Source organism: Microbacterium luteum (assembly GCF_015277875.1).
In the GTDB taxonomy this organism is placed as follows: Bacteria; Actinomycetota; Actinomycetes; order Actinomycetales; family Microbacteriaceae; genus Microbacterium; species Microbacterium luteum.
In genome coordinates, this window is the sequence record NZ_CP063814.1 from 1,059,680 (window position 1) to 1,082,825 (window position 23,146).

The following is a 23,146-nucleotide window of genomic DNA, read 5'->3' on the forward strand; positions in this document are numbered from 1 at the left end:
TCGGGATGCGTGCCGCCTATCGGTTGTCCTTCGTATACCGCCACACCGTGCTGCGGTGCTTGTCGAACCGCTCGGCGATGGAGCGGACGCTTTCACCGCTGGCCCTCGCCGTTCTAATAGCTTCCACTTCCTCCGGCGTGGGAGGCGTTCTAGCTGTTCTACTTGGCTCTGTGACGACATCGAAGTCGGCCTCCCGCTGGGGCTCTCCGCTGTCGCCGATGCCCAGCCTCGCCTGGTTCCACACCGCTTCTAGCCGATCGAATCGCTGTTGCACGGTCGGTTTGAGTCCAGCGGGGAGCACGGTTTGCAACGTACTAGAACTTCTGCGCTCACGACTCGGCCAGTAGACTTGGGTGTGTGCCGATCTCCCGTCGGAGTGGCTGATTTGGCTTCCTACGCGGGAGGGGCACGCAGAGGGCACGGGGTCGCAAGTTGGCTTCAGAAGCCGCATGATTCCGCGCTCCTCAACTAGAACTGGGACTTCTAAGAAGAAGTCTCCACCCACGGAGGGGCTCGCGACCGGAGACGGCCGAGTCCCTTCGCGTCGTCACCCGACGGTGTCGTCCAGCCAGTCGAGGACCGTCTCGGCCACGCGCAGACGCGCGAGCGGCTCGCAGTGCATCGCGCCGCCCTCCGCGGCCGTGAAGCGTTCCAGCGCGGACACCTCTGGCGTCATCGCCGCGAGGGTAGCCGACTGGCCCGGCCAGAACTGCTCGCCGTCGGGGTCGGTGATCAGCAGCGGCGTGCGGATGTCGGCGGCCTGCTCCTGCGACAGGCGGTAGGCGCGCACGGCGCGGAACGCCGCCCCGAAGCTCTCGCCGACGCCGTACGGCCGCGCCCGGAACCGCATCATCGCCGCCTCGGGGGAGTCGGGAGTGAGTCCCTGGCGCAGGTACTCGTCGAACGCGTCCGGGTCGCCGCCGTCGAGCAGATCGACGAGTTCCCGGGGCAGGTGAGCGAACCAGCTGGTCGAGACGTCGACGACGCCGGGGTCGACGACGGCCGCGGCGAACCGCTGCTCCACCGTGAGCGCACGCGGCACCCAGTACCCCGCTTGGCTCACTCCCCACACCGCGAGACGTGCCTCATCGACGTCATCGCGTGCGACGAGGGCGTCCACGACCGGAGCAAGTACCGCCTCCCAGTCCGGGCGGAACGGGACACCGTGTTCGAAGAGCTGTGACTGCTGCCCGGGGCCGTCGAAGACGAACACGGCCCAGCCGCGCGCGAGCGCCGGTCGGCCGAGATCGGTCCACAGCCGGCTGATCGCCTCATCGCTGCCGTTGTTCAGCACCAGTGTGCGGTGTGGACCGGCGCCCACGGGCAAGAACAGTGCTCCCGGCAGAGGTTGCCCGCCATGAGGAACGGTGATGCGTGCGACAGGATGCCCGCACCCATCGACGAACGCGTCCCACGCGCGACGATGGGTGCGGAACGTGGTCAGCAACGTGTCGCCGTCGGGTAGCGCGGCCGCCGCGGACACGGCAAAGCCCAGGTAGTTCGCGGCGCGCAGGTGGCGCGCCGCCGCGGTGGCGTGATGGCCGGTCGCAGCGGCGTCATCCGCCTCGTCGAGCACCCGTTCGCCGAGGTCGCGCCATGCGGAGAACCATCCGGCGGTGTCGCCCGCTCCCACCGGGCCCGCAGCAGCGAGAATCTCGCCCGGGTCGCCCCCGCCGTGCACGCTGTGTCCGATCGCGAGGCGAACATCGAAGTCGAATCCCGGATCGGTGGCGAATCCTCCCGCGAAGGGGGACGACAGCAGATCCCGGGGCGGCGTCGGTGCATCGGTGGTCATGGGATTTCGCCCTTTTCCGTCGGTGGACGCCGCCAGCAAAGCATCGCTTCGGTGCGCACACAAGGCCTCGGTCCGGCAAGGGCTTCCGGCAGCTGCCGCCGACGTGATTGAGTCAGAGGCATGAAGACCTTCTCCCGATGGCTCCTGGCCGCCGCGATGGTGTTCGCGGGCATCAGTCACCTGTTCTGGGCACGCAAGGAGTTCCAGGCTCAGGTTCCGGACTTCGCGGTCGAGAAGACCGGCCTCGACCGGGACGCCGTCGTCGTCGCATCCGGCGTGGTGGAGGTGATGTTCGGCACGGCACTGGTGGCGCTGCCCGCCTCGCGCCGGCGCGTGGGCGCGCTCCTGGCCGCGTTCTTCATCGCGATCTTCCCGGGAAACGTCGAGCAGTTCACGCGTGGACGAGACGGGTTCGGCCTCGACACCGATGCGAAGCGTCTGGCTCGACTGTTCTTCCAGCCGGTGCTGGTCTGCTGGGCGTGGTGGTGCACGCGCGACGGCCGCGCGTGAGCATCATCGCCGGGTCGACGCGGTCAGGGTGAACTTGGCGTTGCGGGCGATCTGGCGAGTCGGGCCGACGATGCGCTCCAGCGCAGCGCGGTACCCGAGCGAAGAGTTCCACACGGTCCACAGTTCTCCGCCCGGCGCGAGCACGCGCGCGGCGTCGGCGAACATGAGCGGCGCGATCCTGTCGGTGACGGCTGCGCCCGAGTGGAACGGCGGATTGAGGGCGATGAGAGATGCCGATCGGTCGGGCTGCGCACCGAGCATGTCATCTCGCACGACCTCGACTCGACCGGCGACGCCGTTGGCGGCGACCGTGGCCTTCGCGGAGGCCACGGCGATGGCCGACTGATCGGCCGCGATCACCCGGGCATGCGGATGCCGGGTCGCCCAGGAGGCGGCCACGACCCCGGTGCCGCACGCCATGTCGATGACCGGCCGATGCGTCGGGGCGGGCAGGTGCGCCAGCAGCAGCCGGGTGCCGATGTCGATCGACGTGCCGGCGAACGCCCCGCCGAACGCGCACGCGGTGATGCCCTCGTGCGTTTCCTGCCGCGGTGTCGGATCCGCGCCGTCGTGTGGGCCTCGCGCGACGAGCACCCGGGACTTCTGTCTCGCGTGGGTGACGTCCACGCGGCCGAATCGGCGGGCGAGCACGTCGTTCATGGCGACGCTCATGTGCTTGAGGCGTCCGCCGGCGAACACCGTGACGTCGGGAGCGGCGTGGGCGGCGATGATCCCGGCGATGTCGTCGAGCTGGTCGAGCGAGCGCGGCAGGCGGAGCAGCACCACGCGGGCTCCCCGCACGAGCTCGGCCGTCAGGGCGAGAGACCGATAGGCGTGCGAGGGGGCGAGGTCGTCGGCGTTGGCGGCGAGCGCCCGCTCCCCGGTGAGCGCATCCTGGTGGACGCGGATGCCGGTGGCGCCGGCGAGTGCGGCGCCGAGGGTGAGCGCGCCGTAAGCGTCGCCGATCACGCACACGGCGCCGGATTCGGCGTTCTCGCGCGCCGCCGCGGAGTGGTCGAGGATGAGCCGGTCGGCGGCGTCGACCGCGACCAGTCCCGGGGCCTCGAGGTCGGGGCGCCGCCGCAGGCGATCGAGCTCAGGGTGCACGCTTCCACGCTAGACCGTGGCGCGTCACCCGCCCGCTTAGGGTGGAGACGACCGATCTGGAGTACTCGTGTTCCGCACACCTCTTTCCCTGTTCCGTGTCCTCGCCTTCGCCGAAGCGGTGTCCTGGACGCTCCTCATCGCAGGACTGATCCTGCGTGCGACGCTCGACCTCCCGATCGCGGTGACGATCGGCGGCGGCATCCACGGATTCGTGTTCCTCTCCTACGGCGCCACGGCCGTGCTGGTGGCGATGAACCAGCGATGGCGGATGTGGCCGACGATCGTGGCCGTCGTGAGTGCCGTCATCCCCTATGCGACCATCCCGACGGAGATCTGGCTGCACCGTGCCGGGCGTCTCGACGGCCCCTGGCGAATCGCGCCCGGCCCCGAGGCGGACCGTTGGTACGACCCGCTGATGCGGTGGTTCCTGCGGCGGCCATGGGTGCTCGCGCTGTTCCTCGTGGCGGCGGTTGCCGTCGTCTTCGCCGTTCTCCTGGTCGTCGGCCCGCCCGGAGGGAAGTGAGGCGGATCTCGGCGCCTCGGAATAGTCAGCCTCCTCCTGCGTTGAAGTTGATAAGTGATCGCTCAACTCTTAAAGTTGAGGTCGCTTGACTCATCTTTGATGCAAGGAGCGGGAATGCCCGAAGACTTCACCCCCGACGAAGGCCACAGCGCCTTCGACGAGTTCCTCGCACGCTATCTCGCGGGCGAGCGCGCCCGCGCCGAGCGATCGATCGACCTCAGTCGATTCCTCGGTGCGGCGACGCAGCAGATCCTGCAGGCCGCAGGTCGATACGCGCTCGAACGGGGCCAGCAGGAACTCGACGCGCTGCACGTTCTGCGTGTGCTCGTCGACCGTTCGCCGGCGAAAGACGCGGTCGAGCGCGTCGGCGCCGACGCGGCGGCGATCGTCCGCGCCGCGGAGGACCGGCTGCCGGCGGCCTCGCACCGAGCGCATGTCGATGGCGCGGTGATCACCCCGTCGGTGCAACGAGCGCTCTTCCACGCCTACCAGGTGGCGCGCTCGTCCGGATCGACCTATGTCGACCCCGAGCACCTGTTCTTCGCCCTCGTGCTCGCACAGGACACTCCCGCGGGGCAGATCCTCGCGCGCGCCGGCGTGACCGCGGAGTCTCTGACCCAGGAAGTTCGTGAGACCGTGTCGGGCGACGCCGAGGCGCCGGAAGACGGAATGGCATCGTCGTCGACGCCGATGCTCGACCGCTTCGGCACGGACCTCACCGCGCGGGCACGCGAAGGCGCGCTCGACCCGGTCATCGGCCGTGCCGACGAGATCGAGCAGACGGTCGAGATCCTCAGTCGTCGCACGAAGAACAACCCCGTGCTCGTCGGAGAAGCCGGCGTCGGCAAGACGGCGATCGTCGAGGGACTCGCCCTGGCGGTGGCCGCCGGCAGCGTTCCGGCGCAACTGACGGACAAACGGGTGATCGTCCTCGATCTGCCCGCGATGCTCGCCGGCACCCGCTACCGCGGAGACTTCGAGGAGCGCCTCACGCAGACGATGGATGAGATCTCCGCGCACCGCGACGAGATCGTCGTCTTCATCGACGAGGTGCACGCCGTCGTCGGCGCCGGAGGCGGCGGCGACGGCGGCATGGATGCGGGGAACATCCTGAAGCCCCGCCTCGCGCGCGGCGACCTGCACCTCATCGGCGCGACCACGCTCAAGGAGTACCGCGCGATCGAGAAGGACCCGGCGCTGGAACGTCGGTTCCAGCCCGTGCGGGTGGGCGAGCCGTCGCCCGAAGACGCGATCCGCATCCTCGAGGGGCTCGCGCCCGCGTACGAGGAGCACCACGGAATCACCTACACGCCCGACGCGCTCCGCGCCGCGGTGGAGCTCAGTGACCGCTATCTCGGCGATCGCGTGCTGCCTGACAAGGCCATCGACCTCATCGATCAGGCGGGTGCGCGCCTGCGCCTCCGTCTCGGCGCGAAGGTCGACGTCTCCGACCTCGTGACCGAGGCTGCCGCACTCGAGGCGGAGAAGAACGCCGCCGTGACCGCCGAGCAGTACGAGGAGGCGTCGGTGCTGCGCGACCGCCTCGCCGAGGTGCAGGCTGAGATCGAACGGGCGGCGCGTGAGGGCCACGACGTGTCGACGGTGGTCGACGAGCCGCAGATCGCTGCGGTCATCAGTCGTGCGACCGGCATCCCCGTGAGTCGCTTGACCGAGACGGAGCGCGAGCGCCTCGGCGCGCTGGAGAGCGAGCTGCACGAGCGCGTCATCGGACAGGATGACGCCGTCGCCGCCGTTGCCCGCGCGGTGCGACGCAACCGCACCGGCATGGGCGACGAGCGTCGACCCGTCGGGTCGTTCCTGTTCCTCGGCCCGACCGGCGTCGGCAAGACCGAGCTGGCGAAGGCGCTCGCGGAGTCGCTCTTCGATGACGACCAGGCGGTCGTGCGCTTCGACATGAGCGAGTTCGGCGAGCGTCACACCGTGTCACGTCTGGTCGGGGCCCCTCCCGGCTACGTCGGCTTCGACGAGGCCGGGCAGCTCACCGAACGCGTGCGGCGCAACCCCTACTCGGTCGTGCTGTTCGACGAGATCGAGAAGGCGCACCCCGACGTGTTCAATGTGCTGCTGCAGGTTCTCGACGACGGGCGCCTGACCGACGGTCAGGGGCGCACGGTCGACTTCCGCAACACCGTCGTCGTGATGACCTCGAACCTGGGCTCGGAGTTCCTCGCGTCGCGGGGCGGCGCGATCGGATTCCTCGCCGACGGCGGGGGAGCGACCGGGTTCGGTTCGGAGAAGGACCTGCGCGATCGGGTGATGGGCAAGCTCCGCGAGGCGATGCGACCGGAATTCCTCAACCGGATCGACGAGATCGTCCTGTTCCGCAAGCTCGAGTCCGCGCAGCTCCAGCAGATCGTGCGCGTCCTGCTGGATGCCACCGAGCGGCGGCTCGGCGCGCGGTCCGTCGCGTTCCAGATCACCGATGCCGCGGTGGCGCGGCTCGCCGAGCTCGGCTACGAGCCGGAGTACGGTGCGCGACCGCTGCGCCGGCGGATCCAGCGCGAGATCGATGACCGCATCGCCGAGCTGTTCGTCTCGGGAGACCTCGACGAGGGCGGCGCGGTGTCGGTCGACCTCGTCGAAGACGGCATCGCAGTCACGGCCCACCGGGCGCGCACGCCGCTGGCCGCCTGATCCGACGCGAGCATGCCTCATCCGGCCCCGAGGGGGAGCGGATGAGGCATGCTCGTGTCATGAGCCGCGGTCCGATCGAATCCCTGCGATCCGTTGCCCGTTACCTCCTGGCGGCGCTTCTCGTCGCCGCCGGGGTGTCCCACCTCACGTGGGGGCGGCGCGGCTACCGCATCGTGGTCCCCGACTGGGCGACCAGGCTCCTCCGCACCGACAAGGACATGATCGTCGTCGCCTCGGGCGCGGCGGAGATCATGCTGGGTGCGGCGCTCATCGCGTTCCCGGCAGACCGCCCCCGCGTCGGTGCGGCGATCGCGGCGTTCTTCGGGGCCGTTCTGCCCGGCAATGTGCATCAGTGGCGTACCGGGCGATCGGCACCGATGCTCCGCACCGATCGGGCGCGGTTCGCAAGACTGTTCCTGCAGCCGCTCCTCGTGGCATGGGCGCTCTGGTCGACCGGGCGGCGGTGAGGTCGCGGTGCTGCTGCTCGCCGATGTCGTCGCGACCGCCGACGCCCTGACGGCGACCCGCTCGCGCTCCACGAAGATCGCCCTCGTGGCCGATCTCCTGCGCCGGGCGGCGGTCGACGATCTGCGCGCCGTCGTCGGCATGCTGATCGCGGCTCCGCGACAGGGACGCCTCGGGGTCGGATGGCGATCGATCCGCTCGCGCGCCGCGGCACACGCCGAGGTCGCGACGCTCACCGTCGGCGACGTCGATGCGGCCTTCGAACGGCTCGCGGGCCTCGCCGGAGACGGCGTCGGCGCGCGACGCGCGGCAGAGCTCGACGCTCTCGCCGCCTCGGCCACCGCTGCCGAGTGGGACTTCCTGGTGCGGGTGATCCTCGGCGAGCTGCGCACCGGTGCCCTGCAGGGAGTCGTCGTCGACGCGATCGCCGTGGCTGCCGATCGGTCGCTCGCGGCGGTGCGGCGTGCCGCGATGCTCACGGGCGACCTCGGTGAAACGGCCGTGATCGCCCTCTCCGGCAACGCGTCCGACCTCGACGCGGTCGCCCTCGAGGTGGGGCGCCCCGTGCTGCCGATGCTGGCGGGCACGGCGCAGACGGTGCCGGAGGCGCTGGCAGCGACCGGCCCCGCGGTGGTCGAGTACAAGCTCGACGGCGCGCGCATCCAGGTGCACCGCCGCGGTGAGGATGTGCGCGTCTACACGCGCGGTCTCGCGGACATCACGCACCGCGTGCCGGAGATCGTCGAGGCGGTCCGTGCGATGCCGGTGGACGACGCGATCCTCGACGGAGAGACGCTCGCGCTCGACGAGGACGGTGGGCCGCGGCCGTTCCAGGACACGATGGCGCGGTTCGGGTCCGAGGCCGCGGCGCAGATCGCCCTCCAGCCCTGGTTCTTCGACGTGCTGCGCGTCGACGGACGCGATCTGCTCGACGAGCCGCTCACGACGCGGCGGGACACCCTCGCCCGCGTGGCCGGGCGCTGGTGCGTCCCCGGCCTCGTCACCGACGACGACGATGCCGCCGTCCGCTTCTCCGAGGAGGCGCTCGCCGCGGGGCACGAAGGCGTCGTCGTGAAGGCGGCCGGCAGTCTGTACTCCGCCGGGCGGCGGGGCTCGGGCTGGATCAAGGTCAAGCCCGTCATCACCCTCGACCTCGCGGTGCTCGGGATCGAATGGGGATCGGGTCGCCGTGCCGGGATGCTGTCGAACCTGCACCTGGGTGCGCGCGACGATGACGGGGAGTTCGGTGAGCCGGGCGGGTTCGTCATGGTCGGCAAGACCTTCAAAGGGCTGACCGACGACCTGCTGCGGTGGCAGACGACGCACTTCCCGGAGCTTGCGACCGGGGAGGTGCCCGGCGGCATCGCGGTTCGTCCGGAGACGGTCGTCGAGATCGCGATCGACGGCGTGCAACGCTCGCAGCGCTATACCGGGGGAGTGGCGCTGCGTTTCGCCCGCGTGCGCGGGTACCGCCCCGACAAGTCGCCCGCCGACACCGACACGATCGCCACGGTCCGCGCACTCCTGCGTGGGTGAACGCCTGACGGCGCCGGGGCGATGCCGCCGGCGCCGTCAGGGAACCGCATCCGGTGTCAGGTGCGCACGGTGCCGCCCGAGCGCAGTCTCGACAGCGCGTCCACGGTCGCGGCGAGGATGAGCACCGCGCCGGTGACGATGAGGTTCAGCCCCGCCGGCATCCGCAGCAGCCCCAGGCCGTTCGCGATCACGGCGATCACGAGCGCGCCGATCGCGGCGTGGGTGAGACGTCCCTTGCCGCCGAACAGGCTGACGCCGCCGACGACCGCGGCCGCGACGCCGCTGAGCACGATCTCTCGGCCCGCGGCGGCATCCACCGACCCGACCTTCGAGATGCTGAACAGACCCGAGACCACGGCGAGCGTCGAGCACACGATGAACGCGCTCCACTTGATCACGACGACCTTCACGCCCGCGCGACGGGCGGCCTCGGCGTTGCCGCCGATGGCGTAGATGTACCGCCCGAACTTGGTGCGGTCGAGCAGGAAGGTGCCGATCCACAGGATCGCCAGCACGATCGGCACGACGATCGGCACGCCCTCGACCACGCCCACCGACTGGCCGCGGTTCTGGTTCAGCACCCAGACCACGCCGCCGCCGACGACGGCGATGACGCCGAGCTTGATCCACACAAGCGCGATGGTGCGGTTGGGCACCCCGGCCTTCGTGCGCCGGGTGCGGTCCCAGAACGAGGTTCCGGCCGCGATCGCGAGGATCACCACGAGCATCACCCAGCCCGCCCAGACCGGCAGGTTGCCGTTCTGGATGGCGGTGATCTCCGGAATCTGCACGCGGTACAGACCGCCGGATCCGATGATGAACAGGGTCACCCCCTGGTAGCCGAGGAACAGACCCAATGTCACGACGAAGGAGGGGATCCCGACTCTCGCGACGAAGAATCCGATGAAGGTTCCGGTCGCAATGCCCGCCGCGAACGCGATGAGGAGCGCGAGCACCCAATCGACGCCGTGGACGTTCACGAGAACGATGAACAGCGCCATCGTCATGCCGCTGGTGACACCGGCGGACAGGTCGATCTCGCCGAGGAGCAGCACGAACACCAACGCCATCGCGAGCATCACGAGCGTCGCCGCCTGCGTGATGAGGTTGGCGAAGTTGCGCTCGGTGAGGAAGAACGGACTCAGGAAGGTGAACAGCAGCGCGAGCACCACGAGACCGCCGATGGCGGGCAGGGCGCCCATGTCGCCGGCGCGCACGCGCTGCCACCACGCCATCACCTGGTCGCGGACGGTGCCTTCCTGCCCGCTTCCGATGAGGTCGGACACCGTGCTGGTGTCGGCCGGGACGTTGCTTCCGGGAGTGGTCATTCCGCGTCTCCTGCCTCGACGACCGCGGCGTCGCCGCCGTAGGTCTTGCTGCCGGTGATGTAGCCGATCACGTCGTCGTACGTCGTGTCCGCCGTCGGCAGCTCGGCGACGAGCGTACCGAGATACAGCACGGCGATGTAGTCCGCGACCTTGAAGACGTCGGCGAGGTTGTGGCTGATGATGATGACGGCGACACCCTGCTCGGCGAGCCGGGTCACGAGGCTGAGCACCTGCGCGGTCTGCGCGACGCCGAGCGCCGCTGTCGGCTCGTCGAGGATCACCACGCGAGCGTTCTTCAGCACCGCGCGGGCGATCGCGACGGTCTGACGCTGCCCGCCGGACAGGCTCGAGACGCGCTGGCGCACCGACTTCACCGTTCGCACCGAGAGGGAGCGGAGGGTGTCCGATGCCTCCCGCTCCATGCGTCCCTCGTCGAAGGTGCCGACCGAGGTCTCCTCGCGTCCGAGGAACATGTTCTGCACGATGTCGAGGTTGTCGCACAGGGCCAGGTCCTGGTAGACGACTTCGACGCCCAACCGCGACGCTTCACGCGGGTTGTTCAGCTCCACGGTGGAGCCGTCGAAGAGGATGTCGCCGCCGTCGTACGGCTGCACGCCGGCGAGCCCCTTGATGAGCGTCGACTTGCCGGCTCCGTTGTCGCCGACGAGGGCGGTCACTTTGCCCGGATACGCCTTCAGATTCACGCCCTTGAGGACGCTCACGGGACCGAAGCTCTTCTTCACGTCCCGCAGTTCGATGATGGGCACGTCCACGCCCACTCCTTTCGCTCGACCACGCTGTCAGGCGGCGCGGATGCGCCGCGGAGAGCGGGGGTCCCTCGCCCGCAGGCGAGGGACCCCCAGGGCATCGATCACTCGACGCCGTACTCCTCGCACTTCTCCGCGACGTCGCCCGTGCAGATCTCTTCTGCGGACGCGTCGCCCGCGGCGACGACATCCTTGACCTGCTCGGGACCGACCAGCTGCGGGGTCACGGCGATGTAGGGAGTGCCGTCGTCGAGCTGCTGATCGGCTTCGGGGGCCTCGCCGTTGAGCAGGGCCACCGCCACCTCGACCGCCGCATCGGCCTCGATCTTCACCGGCTTGTAGACCGTTGCGGTCTGCCATCCGAGAAGGATGTTCTGCAGGCCCGCGACGTTCGCGTCCTGGCCGGAGACCGCGACACCCTCGAGGTTGTTCTTCTGGAGGATGGTGATGACACCGGCGGCGTTGGTGTCGTTGGCCGCCCAGACGCCGTCCACTTCACCGCCGAGCGAGGTCAGCGCCTGCTCGAAGTTGGTGGCCGACTTCTCGCCGTCCCAGACCCCGGGAGGCTCGGCGGCGGCGGTGATGCCCGCGCCCTCCATCACCTCGACGGCGCCGGAGCGGAACATCGCCGCGTTGCCGTCGGCGGGGTCGCCGCCCATGTAGACCACGACCGCCTCGGCGGGGTCCGTGCCCGCCGCTTCGAGTCCGTCCAGGACGGCCTGGCCCTCGAGACGGCCGACCTCGACGTTGTCGAAGGAGACGTAGTAGTCGGCTCCTTCGATGGGGCGGTCGTAGGCGATGACCGGGATGCCCTCGGCCTGCGCCTGGGCGGTCACCGCGGCGCCCGCGCCGTTGTAGTCGACCAGGAGCATGACGCCGCAACCCTGGGTGAGCTGCTGGTCGGCGATCGTGGCGTACTTGGCGGTGTCGCCCTGGGCGTTCTGGATGTCGACGTCGAAACCGGCGGCCGTCAGACCTTCCTGGAGGTACGTGCGGTCGAAGTTCTCCCAGCGCGGCGACGACGCCGCGTCGGGGAGGATGACGCAGGCGCGCGTGCCGGCCGCGTCTGTGCCCCCGGTGTCTTCGCCTCCGCCCGTGTCGCCGCCGGAGCTGGAACATCCGGCGAGCAGGACCGCGGCGGCACCCCCGAGTGCGACCGCGGACAGCAGAGCAGACTTCTTCATCATTCGCCTTTCTTCGTTGAACCTGCGACGTCCGAACTCTGCTTGAGTTCAAGACATAAATTGATGATGAAGAATCGGACCCCTTGGCGTCAAGACGTGAACATAACGCTTTCGCAACGCGATGCCGGCCGGCGTGCAGCCACCTTGTCGGCTCTGACGATCAGAGGCCTCGGCGGCGTTCGCGTTCGCTTCCGGGGCGCAGCGGGACGACATTCTCGGCCGGCTCCGGTGGGGTCGTCGCCGGACCGCTCCGCGCCCCCGTGATCGCGGAGATGAGGGTCTCGCTGGTGATGTCGGCGACGTCGAAGACGCCGTTGTTCCGCCCGAGTCGCAGCACGAAGACGCGATCGGCGACGGCCATCACGTCGGCCATGTTGTGGCTGATGAGCACGACGCCGTGGCCGCGCTCCCGCAGCCGCACGATGAGGTTGAGGACCTCCGCCGTCTGCGCGACGCCGAGCGCAGCGGTGGGCTCGTCGAGGATCACCACACGCGGGTCGCCGATGAGAGAGCGGGCGATCGCGACGGTCTGACGTTGACCGCCCGAGAGCATCGCGACCGGCTCGCGCACGGAGGGGAGCCTCGCGGACAGTTCGCGCATGAGCGCCCACGTGCGCTGCTCCATCTCGACCTCGTTCAACGCGGAGCCGTCGACGATCTCGCGGCCGAGCCAGAGGTTCGCGACCACATCGAGGTTGTCGCACAGCGCGAGGTCCTGGAACACCGTCGCGATGCCGAGGTCGTGCGCGACGACGGGGCTGGTGATGTCGACGGCGGCACCGTCGAATTCGACCGACCCGGCGTCCGGTGCGTAGACGCCGGAGAGCACCTTGACGAGTGTCGACTTGCCCGCGCCGTTGTCGCCCACCAGCGCCACGACCTCGCCCGCGTCGACCCAGAAGTCGACGTCGGTGAGCGCCTTGACCGCCCGAAACCGCTTGCCGATGCCGCGCATGGTGAGGATGCGCTCGTGCGAGCGGGTCCCGCGGGGATTCGTCATCGACATCCTCGACATGCTCTCATGCGGATGCGGCGACGGCGTCCGCGCCGACATCGACGTGCTCGAGGGCGAGCGCGATCGCCCCGCGCGTCTCGGCCCAATCGCCGAACGACGCGCCGATGATGTCGGGCAGGCCCGCGGGTGAGGTGAGGGCGGAGCGCTCGAGGGCGTGGCGCATCGGCGCCATGAGGATCTCGCCCGCTGCGGCGAGTTCGCCCCCGATCACGATGCGCTCCGGATCGAACAGGTTGCACACGCTCGCGGCGGCGACACCGAGGTGGCGCCCCGCATCGGCGATGACGCGTTGCGCCGCGGCGTCGCCGTCATCCGCAGCGAGGAGCAGATCGCTCAATCGGTGCATGCCCTCCGCAGGGGGGAAGGCCGACAGGAGCGCCGGTCCGCCCACGTAGGTCTCGAGACACCCGCGGTTGCTGCAACGGCACACCGGCCCGTTCTCGTCGATCGTGATGTGACCGATCTGCCCCGCTTTGCCGCTCGCGCCGTGGAAGAGATCGCCGCCCGCGACGATGCCGCCCGACACGGTGTGGCCGACGCGGATGTAGACCGCCGAGGAGACGTCGCGCGCCGATCCCTCGCGCGCCTCCGCGAGGCCGCCCAGGTTCGCTTCGCTGTCGACGAAGACCGGGCGGGCGATGCGTCCGGTGAGCGCCTGCGCGATGTCGATGTCCTCCCACCCGGGCAGGAGTCCGGGCGTTGAGACCGTGTGCGTGCGCGGATCGATCGGTGCCGGGAGAGCCAGCCCCACGGCGTGCAGGTCGCCGAGGGAGCCGCCGAGCGACTCGGTGAGATCGCCCAGCAGCAGGGCGAGCCGATCCAGCTCCGCGTCGTGCCGGTGGTCCAGGGCGAGAGGGAGCGTCGTGTGGGTGACGACGGTGCGGGTCGCGTCGGCGATCGCGATGTTCAGCTGACGTGAGCTGAAGTGCACACCGGCGACGAGCCCCACCGAGTGCGCAAGCGAGACGAGCGTCGCCCGACGGCCGCTGCGCGACGTGAAGGAGGTGTGGAGCACGCCGGCTGCCGTCAGCTCCTTGACGATGTTGGACACGCTGGCCGGAGAGAGGCCCGTCACACCGGCGAGCTCGATCTGCGTGAGACGGCCGTGCCGCTTCAGCGAATCCAGCACGCGGGCACGGTTCGCCTCTCGCAGGGACGCCTGCGAGCCTGGCGGAGCGGCGTGTCGGCGGGCCACAGCCCACACTGTACTCCCCGCCGCGACGGCGATCTCAGCCGTCGGCGGCCAGCCTGATGAGCACGATGTTGCCGGACTCATCCATCTCCGCGACCTTCGGGTGCGCTTTGACGAAGTCGGTGAAGCTCTTGTGCCCGAGCGTCTTCTCGCTGAACGAGGGGTCGAGTCGCTTGATGAGGCTCTTCACCGCCGAGGCGTGCTGCCACTCGGCGGCCTCCTTGTCGTTCTCCAGGCGGAGCGCTCTTTCCAGGAGGTCGGCACCGGGGTCCACCGTCTTCTTGCGTCCTCGGCTCTTGCGGGTCCCCGTGGTGTCGGCCGACGGGGCGGTCACGCCGGGGAGCGTGTCGTAGGCGTCGAAGGTGTCGCACGCCGCCGCGAGCGACTTCGCCGTCGAACCCGAGACGCCGACGCCCACGACGTAGCGCCCCAGGCGCTTGCATCGCTGCGCGAGCGGCACGTAGTCGCTGTCGCCGGCCACGATGACCACGTGCGTGAGGTCCTCCAGCCGGAACATGTCCTCCACGGTGTCGACAGCGAGCCGGATGTCGGCGCCGTTCTTGCCGTAGGCAGCGGCGGGGAACAGCTGCACCAGGTCCACCGCGCGGGCGACCAGCTGCGTCTGGTACTCCGCGTTGACCGGCGAGGACCAGTCGGCGTACGCGCGGGTCAGGACGAGCGTGCCGAACGATGTCGCGTAGTCGATGATCGCGCCGACATCGATGGTCGCCTCCGAGAGCCGCTCGGCGATCTCTGACGCCGTGGGGTCCTGCATGATCTTCTGGCGGTCGCGCGAGTATGCGTTGCGTCCGTGCACGCGGTCGTACCAGGACATGACGATGTTGTCGAAGTCGATGTAGACGGCGACGCGCTGGCTCTGCAGATCGGCCACGGCGGCTCCTCGCTCGGTGATCAATGCTCTTCGGGGTAACGCAGGCCGATCTGACGCCGGACGGCGTCAAGAGTCTCCATGATGGCCACCGTCTCGTCGATCGGCAGGCGCTCGGAGTCGGTGGCGCCGTCGGCGATGATCTCCTCTGCCGCGAGGGCCTGGAACTGCATCCCGCGCCCCTCGATGTCGGAGACGAATTCCTCCAGCACCGTGCCGTCGGGCGCTGTGACGCGGAAGGACGTCGGGGTGTACCAGACGCGGTCGATGTCGATGCGGCCCTCGGTTCCGACCACGTGGGCCGTGTTCGGGCCGGCCGCGCGCGACGACGACAGCGTGGTCGAGACGGCGCCGGACGCGTGGGTGAAGATGGTCGCCGCCTCCGTGTCCGCGCCCGTTCCGCCCAGGCGCGCGGTCGCCGCGATCGACGTCGGTGCCCCGAGCATGTCCCAGGCGAACGACACGGGATAGATGCCGAGGTCCAGCAGCGCGCCGCCGCCGAGCTCGAGGGCGTTGAGCCGGTGGGCGGGGTCATCGGAGATCCGCTGCGTGTGGTCGGCGAACACCGCGCGGATCTCGCCCAGCGTTCCGGCTTCGATGATCTCGTGGATGCGGATCATGTGCGGCAGGTACCGGGTCCACATCGCCTCCATCGCCAGGAGCCCCTTCGCGCGGGCCAGGTCGCGGACCGCGATCGCCTGGTCGGCGTTCAGCGTGAACGGCTTCTCGATGAGGACGTGCTTGCCGTGCTCCAGTAGCAGCAGCGCGTTCTCGGCGTGCATCGGGTGAGGAGTGGCGATGTAGACGATGTCGATCTCGTCATCGGCGGCGAGCGCCTCGTACGAGCCGTGCACGCGAGCGACGTCGAATTCCTCCGCGAAAGCGCGGGCGCCCTCGAGTCGGCGCGATCCGACGGCCCGCAGGTCCAGACCCGCGGTGCGCAGGTCGCGGGCGAAGGCGTGGGCGATGCCGCCCGTGGCGAGGATTCCCCAACGAAGTCCGGTCATGCGTCGACTGTATCGACCGCCGCCGGTGGAATCGAGGTGAGTGCCCCGCGCGGTCCGCGCTCGATACGCTCGACGGGTGACAGCCTCCCTCGAGCGGTTCCGCGAGCTTCTGGCCATCCCGACCGTCTCCTTCGCCGACGAGTCCCAGGTGGACCGATCGGCCTTCGACCGCTTCGCCGAGGCCCTCGAGCGCCTCTACCCGCTGGTCCACGAGCGCCTCGAGCTCGAGATCGTGGCCGGGTACTCGCGGCTGTACCGGTGGCCGGGTTCCACGGACGAGCAGCCTCTCGTGCTCATGGCGCATCAGGATGTCGTGCCCGTCGTCGACGAGGAGTGGCAGACGCCGCCGTTCGACCCGACCGTTCTCGGTGACGGCGCGGATGCGGCGATCCATGCGCGCGGAGCGATCGACGACAAGGGTGCGCTCGTGGCGATCTTGGAGGCCGTCGAAGCCCTTCTCACGGACGGCTTCACACCGGAACGCGACGTGTACCTGGCGTTCGGGCACAACGAGGAGACCGCCGGCGACGGCGCGGGCGCCATGGTCGACAGGCTCGCCGAGCGCGGCGTCCGACCGGGCCTCGTGCTCGATGAGGGCGGCGCGGTCGTCGAGGGAGTGATCCCCGGCGTCACCGTGCCGACAGCGATGGTGGGTGTCGCCGAGCGCGGGATCATGACGCTCGTGCTGACCGCACGCGAAGACGGCGGTCACGCGTCGACGCCGCCGCGCACTCCGGCCACCGCGCGCCTGGCGCGCGCGATCGTGCGCCTCCATCGTCATCCGTTCCCGGTGCGACTGGTCCCGCCCGTGCGGGCCATGCTCGCCACCCTCGCACCTCACGTGCCTCAGCCGTTGCGCGCGGTGTTCTCCCACACCGGTCTCACCGCGCCCCTCCTCGTGCGCGCCTTCGGAGCGCTCGGGCCCGAGATGCGCGCGATCGTGCGGACGACCGCCGTGGTCACGCAGCTCAGCGGTGCGCCGGGCGAGAATGTGCTCGCGACGACGGCGCGCGCCGCCGTCAACGTGCGCCTTCTCACCGGAGACACCATCGATGAGGCGACCGCGAGGGTGCGCAGGGTGATCGCCGACCCCGGGGTGGACATCGAGGTGCGCCGAGGTTCGGAGCCCTCGCCGGTCTCGCCGTGGCGAGGGGAGGCGTGGCAGCGGATCGCGCGAGCCGTGGGGGAGACCCTCGGCACGGACGTCGTCACGACCCCCTACCTGCAACTGGGCGCCAGCGACAGCCGCTGGTTCACGCGGATCAGCGACCACGTCTACCGCTTCACGCCCTTCCACCTGACCCGAGCCGAACGCGAGGCGCTGCACGCGCACGACGAGCGCATCCGAATCGATGTCTGGCACCGAGGAATCGGCTTCTACCGGGCTCTTCTCGAAGCATCGTGACACGCGCGACCCGCACGACACGCCCGGGGTGTGGTGTGGTTTTGCGTGGGGGTGGGTGGGGACGTAATGTTCTTGTTGTTCGCCCCAAAGGGGAGAGCGGAGCGGCCGGAAGGCCCCGCCCCCTCAAGTAGCGGACCACCCCCTTCTGAAACAGATGCTCGTTGAGTGTCGTGGCCTTCGGGTCTAGGATGGGTTCCTCTCCTTCATCGGATGGCACTCCCTCCTGGTTCGTGTGACAGCGTGCTGGGTTTGTGTGTGTGGTGTGGGTGGGGTATGATTGTGAAGTTGCCCTTCTGGGCCTGCTTGGTTGCGGGTTGGTTGGTGCGCCCGATCTTTGAGAACTCAACAGCGTGCACTTGTCATATGCCAAATAACCTCGGCCACTTTTTTGTGGTTTGAGATTCCTTTGGATCAATTTTGGATTGTCAGTGATGGCATCCGTTTGGTCATGATTGAACTCGTCGCATGTGTGGTCTTATTCCGACCTGCGTGTGGCTTTCGTTTTTTACGGAGAGTTTGATCCTGGCTCAGGATGAACGCTGGCGGCGTGCTTAACACATGCAAGTCGAACGGTGAAGCCAAGCTTGCTTGGTGGATCAGTGGCGAACGGGTGAGTAACACGTGAGCAACCTGCCCTGGACTCTGGGATAAGCGCTGGAAACGGCGTCTAATACTGGATATGAGCTCTCATCGCATGGTGGGGGTTGGAAAGACTTTTTCGGTTTGGGATGGGCTCGCGGCCTATCAGCTTGTTGGTGAGGTAATGGCTCACCAAGGCGTCGACGGGTAGCCGGCCTGAGAGGGTGACCGGCCACACTGGGACTGAGACACGGCCCAGACTCCTACGGGAGGCAGCAGTGGGGAATATTGCACAATGGGCGCAAGCCTGATGCAGCAACGCCGCGTGAGGGATGACGGCCTTCGGGTTGTAAACCTCTTTTGGTAGGGAAGAAGCCTTCGGGTGACGGTACCTGCAGAAAAAGCGCCGGCTAACTACGTGCCAGCAGCCGCGGTAATACGTAGGGCGCAAGCGTTATCCGGAATTATTGGGCGTAAAGAGCTCGTAGGCGGTCTGTCGCGTCTGCTGTGAAATTCCGAGGCTCAACCTCGGGCTTGCAGTGGGTACGGGCAGACTAGAGTGCGGTAGGGGAGATTGGAATTCCTGGTGTAGCGGTGGAATGCGCAGATATCAGGAGGAACACCGATGGCGAAGGCAGATCTCTGGGCCGTTACTGACGCTGAGGAGCGAAAGGGTGGGGAGCAAACAGGCTTAGATACCCTGGTAGTCCACCCCGTAAACGTTGGGAACTAGTTGTGGGGTCCTTTCCACGGATTCCGTGACGTAGCTAACGCATTAAGTTCCCCGCCTGGGGAGTACGGCCGCAAGGCTAAAACTCAAAGGAATTGACGGGGACCCGCACAAGCGGCGGAGCATGCGGATTAATTCGATGCAACGCGAAGAACCTTACCAAGGCTTGACATACACCAGAACGGGCCAGAAATGGTCAACTCTTTGGACACTGGTGAACAGGTGGTGCATGGTTGTCGTCAGCTCGTGTCGTGAGATGTTGGGTTAAGTCCCGCAACGAGCGCAACCCTCGTTCTATGTTGCCAGCACGTTATGGTGGGAACTCATGGGATACTGCCGGGGTCAACTCGGAGGAAGGTGGGGATGACGTCAAATCATCATGCCCCTTATGTCTTGGGCTTCACGCATGCTACAATGGCCGGTACAATGGGCTGCGATACCGCGAGGTGGAGCGAATCCCAAAAAGCCGGTCCCAGTTCGGATTGAGGTCTGCAACTCGACCTCATGAAGTCGGAGTCGCTAGTAATCGCAGATCAGCAACGCTGCGGTGAATACGTTCCCGGGTCTTGTACACACCGCCCGTCAAGTCATGAAAGTCGGTAACACCTGAAGCCGGTGGCCTAACCCTTGTGGAGGGAGCCGTCGAAGGTGGGATCGGTAATTAGGACTAAGTCGTAACAAGGTAGCCGTACCGGAAGGTGCGGCTGGATCACCTCCTTTCTAAGGAGCTTCTGGCACTCTTCGGGGTGTCCAGGCGCCGGGTCAACACCGAATGTGTGTTGCCGGTTAGCTCATGGGTGGAACATATGACGAGGCATCCTGTTCGGGTGCTCGGGTTTAGTACGTCGCTTCGGTGGCTGGAACGGTCTGGGTGTTCGGTGGGGTGCATGCACGCTGTTGGGTCCTGAGGGACCGGGTGCTGCTTCTGCTCTTCGGGGTGGGGGTGGTGGCTGACTCTCTGGGCCCCTTTTTTGGTGTCTCCCGTGTGGGGGATGTCGGAGGGGGTACCGCCCGTACTTTGAGAACTACACAGTGGACGCGAGCATCTTAAAGACACATGTTTGTGTGTTTTTGAAATAGCGATTTTTTGATCGATAGATCAGCTCATGTGATTTCAAGTCTTTAAGAGCAAACGGTGGATGCCTTGGCATCTGGAGCCGAAGAAGGACGTAGCAATCTGCGATAAGCCTCGGGGAACTGATAAGCGAGTTTTGATCCGAGGGTGTCCGAATGGGGAAACCCCGCCAGGCGGCGTGCTGACCTGGTGACTCCCGCCTGAATGTATAGGGCGGGTAGAGGGAACGTGGGGAAGTGAAACATCTCAGTACCCACAGGAAGAGAAAACAACCGTGATTCCGTGAGTAGTGGCGAGCGAAATCGGATGAGGCTAAACCTTATGCGTGTGATAGCCGGCAGGCGTTGCGTGTGAGGGGTTGTGGGACGTGCTTGGTCATCCTGCCGGGTGGCCGACGTGATGGAAGCGTGTAGACGAACGGTCTTGAAAGGCCGGCCAGAGTGGGTGCCAGCCCCGTAGTCGAAATGCGTGTTTCAGCGTGGCGTGTATCCCAAGTAGCACGGGGCCCGAGAAATCCCGTGTGAATCTGTCAGGACCACCTGATAAGCCTAAATACTCCCAGATGACCGATAGCGGACAAGTACCGTGAGGGAAAGGTGAAAAGTACCCCGGGAGGGGAGTGAAATAGTACCTGAAACCGTTTGCTTACAAACCGTTGGAGCCTCCTTAGCAGGGGTGACAGCGTGCCTTTTGAAGAATGAGCCTGCGAGTTAGCGATACGTGGCGAGGTTAACCCGTGTGGGGTAGCCGTAGCGAAAGCGAGTCTGAACAGGGCGTTTCAGTCGCGTGTCCTAGACCCGAAGCGAAGTGATCTATCCATGGCCAGGTTGAAGCGACGGTAAGACGTCGTGGAGGACCGAACCCACTTAGGTTGAAAACTGAGGGGATGAGCTGTGGATAGGGGTGAAAGGCCAATCAAACTTCGTGATAGCTGGTTCTCTCCGAAATGCATTTAGGTGCAGCGTTGCGTGTTTCTTGCCGGAGGTAGAGCTACTGGATGGCCGATGGGCCCTACAAGGTTACTGACGTCAGCCAAACTCCGAATGCCGGTAAGTGAGAGCGCAGCAGTGAGACTGTGGGGGATAAGCTTCATAGTCGAGAGGGAAACAACCCAGACCACCAACTAAGGTCCCTAAGCGCGTGCTAAGTGGGAAAGGATGTGGAGTTGCTCAGACAACCAGGAGGTTGGCTTAGAAGCAGCCACCCTTGAAAGAGTGCGTAATAGCTCACTGGTCAAGTGATTCCGCGCCGACAATGTAACGGGGCTCAAGCACGCCACCGAAGTTGTGGCATTGACATTATTGGTAGGCCTTCGTGGTCCAGCCGTGTTGATGGGTAGAGAGAGCGTCGTGGGCAGTGAAGCGGCGGGGTGACCCAGCCGTGGAGGCCACACGAGTGAGAATGCAGGCATGAGTAGCGAAAGACGTGTGAGAAACACGTCCTCCGAAAGACCAAGGGTTCCAGGGTCAAGCTAATCTTCCCTGGGTAAGTCGGGACCTAAGGCGAGGCCGACAGGCGTAGTCGATGGACAACGGGTTGATATTCCCGTACCGGCGAAGAACCGCCCCAGCTAATCCAGTGGTGCTAAGAGTCCTAACCAGGAATGTGTGGATCCCTTCGGGGTGAAGCCGTCCTGGCGAACGCTCGACCCCATGCTGGTGCGGCTAGCGTATTAACAGGTGTGACGCAGGAAGGTAGCCCAAGCCAGGCGATGGTTGTCCTGGTGCAAGTGCGTAGGCCGAGTGGTAGGTAAATCCGTCACTCATTGAGGCTGAGACACGATGCGGATGAAAAGTGGGTGATCCTATGCTGCCGAGAAAAGCATCGACGCGAGGTTCTAGCTGCCCGTACCCCAAACCGACTCAGGTGGTCAGGTAGAGAATACTAAGGAGATCGAGAGAATCGTGGTTAAGGAACTCGGCAAAATGCCCCCGTAACTTCGGGAGAAGGGGGGCCATCCACTTATTAGGATTTACTCCGAAAGGGTGTGGTGGCCGCAGAGACCAGTGGGTAGCGACTGTTTACTAAAAACACAGGTCCGTGCCAAGTCGCAAGACGATGTATACGGACTGACGCCTGCCCGGTGCTGGAAGGTTAAGAGGACGGGTTAGCCGTAAGGCGAAGCTCAGAATTTAAGCCCCAGTAAACGGCGGTGGTAACTATAACCATCCTAAGGTAGCGAAATTCCTTGTCGGGTAAGTTCCGACCTGCACGAATGGCGTAACGACTTCCCAACTGTCTCAACCACGAACTCGGCGAAATTGCATTACGAGTAAAGATGCTCGTTACGCGCAGCAGGACGGAAAGACCCCGTGACCTTTACTACAGCTTGGTATTGGTGTTCGGTGTGGCTTGTGTAGGATAGGTGGGAGACTGTGAAGCAGACACGCCAGTGTTTGTGGAGTCGTTGTTGAAATACCACTCTGGTCACTCTGGATGTCTAACTTCGAACCGTAATCCGGTTCAGGGACAGTGCCTGGTGGGTAGTTTAACTGGGGCGGTTGCCTCCCAAAATGTAACGGAGGCGCCCAAAGGTTCCCTCAACCTGGTTGGCAATCAGGTGGCGAGTGTAAGTGCACAAGGGAGCTTGACTGTGAGACTGACAGGTCGAGCAGGGACGAAAGTCGGGACTAGTGATCCGGCAGTGGCTTGTGGAAGCGCTGTCGCTCAACGGATAAAAGGTACCTCGGGGATAACAGGCTGATCTTGCCCAAGAGTCCATATCGACGGCATGGTTTGGCACCTCGATGTCGGCTCGTCGCATCCTGGGGCTGGAGTAGGTCCCAAGGGTTGGGCTGTTCGCCCATTAAAGCGGTACGCGAGCTGGGTTTAGAACGTCGTGAGACAGTTCGGTCCCTATCCGCTGCGCGCGTAGGAAGTTTGAGAGGATCTGACCCTAGTACGAGAGGACCGGGTTGGACGAACCTCTGGTGTGTCAGTTGTTCCGCCAGGAGCACCGCTGATTAGCTACGTTCGGGATGGATAACCGCTGAAAGCATCTAAGCGGGAAGCCGGCCTCAAGATGAGACTTCCATACCCTTCGGGGTGAGAGGCTCCCAGCCAGACTACTGGGTTGATAGGCCGGATGTGGAAGCGCAGTAATGCGTGCAGCTGACCGGTACTAATAAGCCGATGACTTGATAACACTTTGCGCTATTTCTTTAGCGTGACTCGCGTCCACCGTGTGGTTCCCGATGTACGGTCGGAAACCCACAACAACATCTTTTGTTGTGACACACTGAAACATCGATAGTGTTTCGGCGGCCATAGCGAGAGGGAAACGCCCGGTCCCATTCCGAACCCGGAAGCTAAGCCTCTCAGCGCCGATGGTACTGCAGGGGCCACCCTGTGGGAGAGTAGGACACCGCCGGACTTCTTTTCACG

General features: G+C 66.4%; 16 protein-coding genes and 3 rRNA genes. 9 read left to right on the forward strand and 10 right to left on the reverse strand.

The features are described from left to right. Positions 1-16: 16 nt before the first annotated feature. Both IM777_RS17565 and IM777_RS05180 read right to left on the reverse strand, forming a co-directional pair. Positions 17-451, reverse strand: coding sequence for a helix-turn-helix domain-containing protein (locus IM777_RS17565; protein ID WP_390178922.1), 435 nt, complete (start codon positions 449-451; stop codon positions 17-19). A gap of 96 nt (positions 452-547) precedes the next feature. Further along, positions 548-1,795: an alpha/beta hydrolase family protein gene (locus IM777_RS05180; RefSeq protein WP_194384873.1), complete on the reverse strand. Its 1,248-nt coding sequence runs from the start codon at positions 1,793-1,795 to the stop codon at positions 548-550. A 120-nt stretch (positions 1,796-1,915) separates the two neighbouring features. Here IM777_RS05180 and IM777_RS05185 point away from each other — a divergent pair, with 120 nt between their 5' ends. Then, on the forward strand, positions 1,916-2,305 hold the full coding sequence (locus IM777_RS05185; protein ID WP_071044535.1) for a DoxX family protein: 390 nt from the start codon (positions 1,916-1,918) through the stop codon (positions 2,303-2,305). A 3-nt stretch (positions 2,306-2,308) separates the two neighbouring features. Here IM777_RS05185 and IM777_RS05190 read toward each other — a convergent pair whose 3' ends face one another. Further along, on the reverse strand, positions 2,309-3,412 hold the full coding sequence (locus IM777_RS05190) for a class I SAM-dependent methyltransferase (protein ID WP_194384874.1): 1,104 nt from the start codon (positions 3,410-3,412) through the stop codon (positions 2,309-2,311). A 67-nt stretch (positions 3,413-3,479) separates the two neighbouring features. Between IM777_RS05190 and IM777_RS05195 the strand changes: the two genes are divergently transcribed. From IM777_RS05195 to IM777_RS05210, 4 genes are all read left to right on the forward strand, one after another. Continuing rightward, the gene (locus IM777_RS05195) at positions 3,480-3,935 is read left to right on the forward strand and encodes a DUF3817 domain-containing protein (protein ID WP_194384875.1); all 456 of its coding nucleotides are present in this window, start codon (positions 3,480-3,482) and stop codon (positions 3,933-3,935) included. Between the two features lie 114 nt (positions 3,936-4,049). Next, a complete protein-coding gene (locus IM777_RS05200; protein WP_194384876.1) occupies positions 4,050-6,590 on the forward strand; it encodes an ATP-dependent Clp protease ATP-binding subunit in 2,541 nt (846 codons plus the stop codon). Positions 6,591-6,649: 59 nt separating this feature from the next. Continuing rightward, positions 6,650-7,057 carry a DoxX family protein gene (locus tag IM777_RS05205; RefSeq protein ID WP_194384877.1) on the forward strand — a complete coding sequence of 136 codons (408 nt, stop codon included), beginning with the start codon at positions 6,650-6,652 and terminating at the stop codon, positions 7,055-7,057. A 10-nt stretch (positions 7,058-7,067) separates the two neighbouring features. After that, entirely contained in the window at positions 7,068-8,591 is a 1,524-nt protein-coding gene (locus IM777_RS05210; protein ID WP_194385453.1) for an ATP-dependent DNA ligase, read from the forward strand. A 56-nt stretch (positions 8,592-8,647) separates the two neighbouring features. On the opposite strand, the gene IM777_RS05215 is transcribed toward IM777_RS05210, so the two are convergent. The 7 genes from IM777_RS05215 to IM777_RS05245 all read right to left on the reverse strand — a co-directional run bounded on the left by IM777_RS05215 (position 8,648) and on the right by IM777_RS05245 (position 15,973). Beyond that, entirely contained in the window at positions 8,648-9,919 is a 1,272-nt protein-coding gene (locus tag IM777_RS05215; RefSeq protein WP_194384878.1) for a sugar ABC transporter permease, read from the reverse strand. Next, positions 9,916-10,692 (reverse strand): ATP-binding cassette domain-containing protein, encoded by a 777-nt coding sequence (locus IM777_RS05220; protein WP_194384879.1) that lies wholly within the window; start codon positions 10,690-10,692, stop codon positions 9,916-9,918. The genes IM777_RS05215 and IM777_RS05220 overlap by 4 nt, the downstream gene beginning before the upstream one ends. 98 nt (positions 10,693-10,790) lie before the next feature. Then, positions 10,791-11,873, reverse strand: a complete 1,083-nt coding sequence (locus IM777_RS05225; RefSeq protein WP_228480963.1) for a sugar ABC transporter substrate-binding protein — start codon at positions 11,871-11,873, stop codon at positions 10,791-10,793. Positions 11,874-12,030: 157 nt separating this feature from the next. Beyond that, positions 12,031-12,870, reverse strand: a complete 840-nt coding sequence (locus tag IM777_RS05230) for an ATP-binding cassette domain-containing protein (protein WP_419538870.1) — start codon at positions 12,868-12,870, stop codon at positions 12,031-12,033. A gap of 19 nt (positions 12,871-12,889) precedes the next feature. Continuing rightward, positions 12,890-14,014: an ROK family transcriptional regulator gene (locus IM777_RS05235; RefSeq protein WP_237673320.1), complete on the reverse strand. Its 1,125-nt coding sequence runs from the start codon at positions 14,012-14,014 to the stop codon at positions 12,890-12,892. A gap of 100 nt (positions 14,015-14,114) precedes the next feature. Next, on the reverse strand, positions 14,115-14,969 hold the full coding sequence (locus IM777_RS05240; protein ID WP_194384882.1) for an NYN domain-containing protein: 855 nt from the start codon (positions 14,967-14,969) through the stop codon (positions 14,115-14,117). A 20-nt stretch (positions 14,970-14,989) separates the two neighbouring features. Next, positions 14,990-15,973 (reverse strand): Gfo/Idh/MocA family protein, encoded by a 984-nt coding sequence (locus IM777_RS05245; protein ID WP_194384883.1) that lies wholly within the window; start codon positions 15,971-15,973, stop codon positions 14,990-14,992. Positions 15,974-16,049: 76 nt separating this feature from the next. On the opposite strand from IM777_RS05245, the gene IM777_RS05250 reads away from it, so the two are divergent. From IM777_RS05250 to rrf, 4 genes are all read left to right on the forward strand, one after another. Next, complete coding sequence (locus IM777_RS05250; RefSeq protein WP_194384884.1) at positions 16,050-17,378, forward strand: M20/M25/M40 family metallo-hydrolase; 1,329 nt, start codon at positions 16,050-16,052, stop codon at positions 17,376-17,378. A gap of 504 nt (positions 17,379-17,882) precedes the next feature. Continuing rightward, positions 17,883-19,407, forward strand: a 16S ribosomal RNA gene (locus tag IM777_RS05255). Between the two features lie 392 nt (positions 19,408-19,799). Further along, a 23S ribosomal RNA gene (locus IM777_RS05260) occupies positions 19,800-22,907 on the forward strand. Positions 22,908-23,018: 111 nt separating this feature from the next. Next, positions 23,019-23,135: ribosomal RNA gene (gene rrf / locus IM777_RS05265) — 5S ribosomal RNA — on the forward strand. The 16S, 23S and 5S rRNA genes sit together here, the layout of an rRNA operon. Positions 23,136-23,146: the final 11 nt, after the last annotated feature.

Excerpts from the sequence above, each read along its gene's own strand:
- IM777_RS17565 (WP_390178922.1), bottom strand. The coding sequence starts at position 451 with ATGCGGCTTCTGAAGCCAACTTGCGACCCCGTGCCCTCTGCGTGCCCC.
- IM777_RS05180 (WP_194384873.1), bottom strand. The coding sequence starts at position 1,795 with ATGACCACCGATGCACCGACGCCGCCCCGGGATCTGCTGTCGTCCCCC.
- IM777_RS05185 (WP_071044535.1), top strand. The coding sequence starts at position 1,916 with ATGAAGACCTTCTCCCGATGGCTCCTGGCCGCCGCGATGGTGTTCGCG.
- IM777_RS05200 (WP_194384876.1), top strand. The coding sequence starts at position 4,050 with ATGCCCGAAGACTTCACCCCCGACGAAGGCCACAGCGCCTTCGACGAG.
- IM777_RS05205 (WP_194384877.1), top strand. The coding sequence starts at position 6,650 with ATGAGCCGCGGTCCGATCGAATCCCTGCGATCCGTTGCCCGTTACCTC.
- IM777_RS05215 (WP_194384878.1), bottom strand. The coding sequence starts at position 9,919 with ATGACCACTCCCGGAAGCAACGTCCCGGCCGACACCAGCACGGTGTCC.
- IM777_RS05225 (WP_228480963.1), bottom strand. The coding sequence starts at position 11,873 with ATGATGAAGAAGTCTGCTCTGCTGTCCGCGGTCGCACTCGGGGGTGCC.
- IM777_RS05230 (WP_419538870.1), bottom strand. The coding sequence starts at position 12,870 with ATGACGAATCCCCGCGGGACCCGCTCGCACGAGCGCATCCTCACCATG.
- IM777_RS05245 (WP_194384883.1), bottom strand. The coding sequence starts at position 15,973 with ATGACCGGACTTCGTTGGGGAATCCTCGCCACGGGCGGCATCGCCCAC.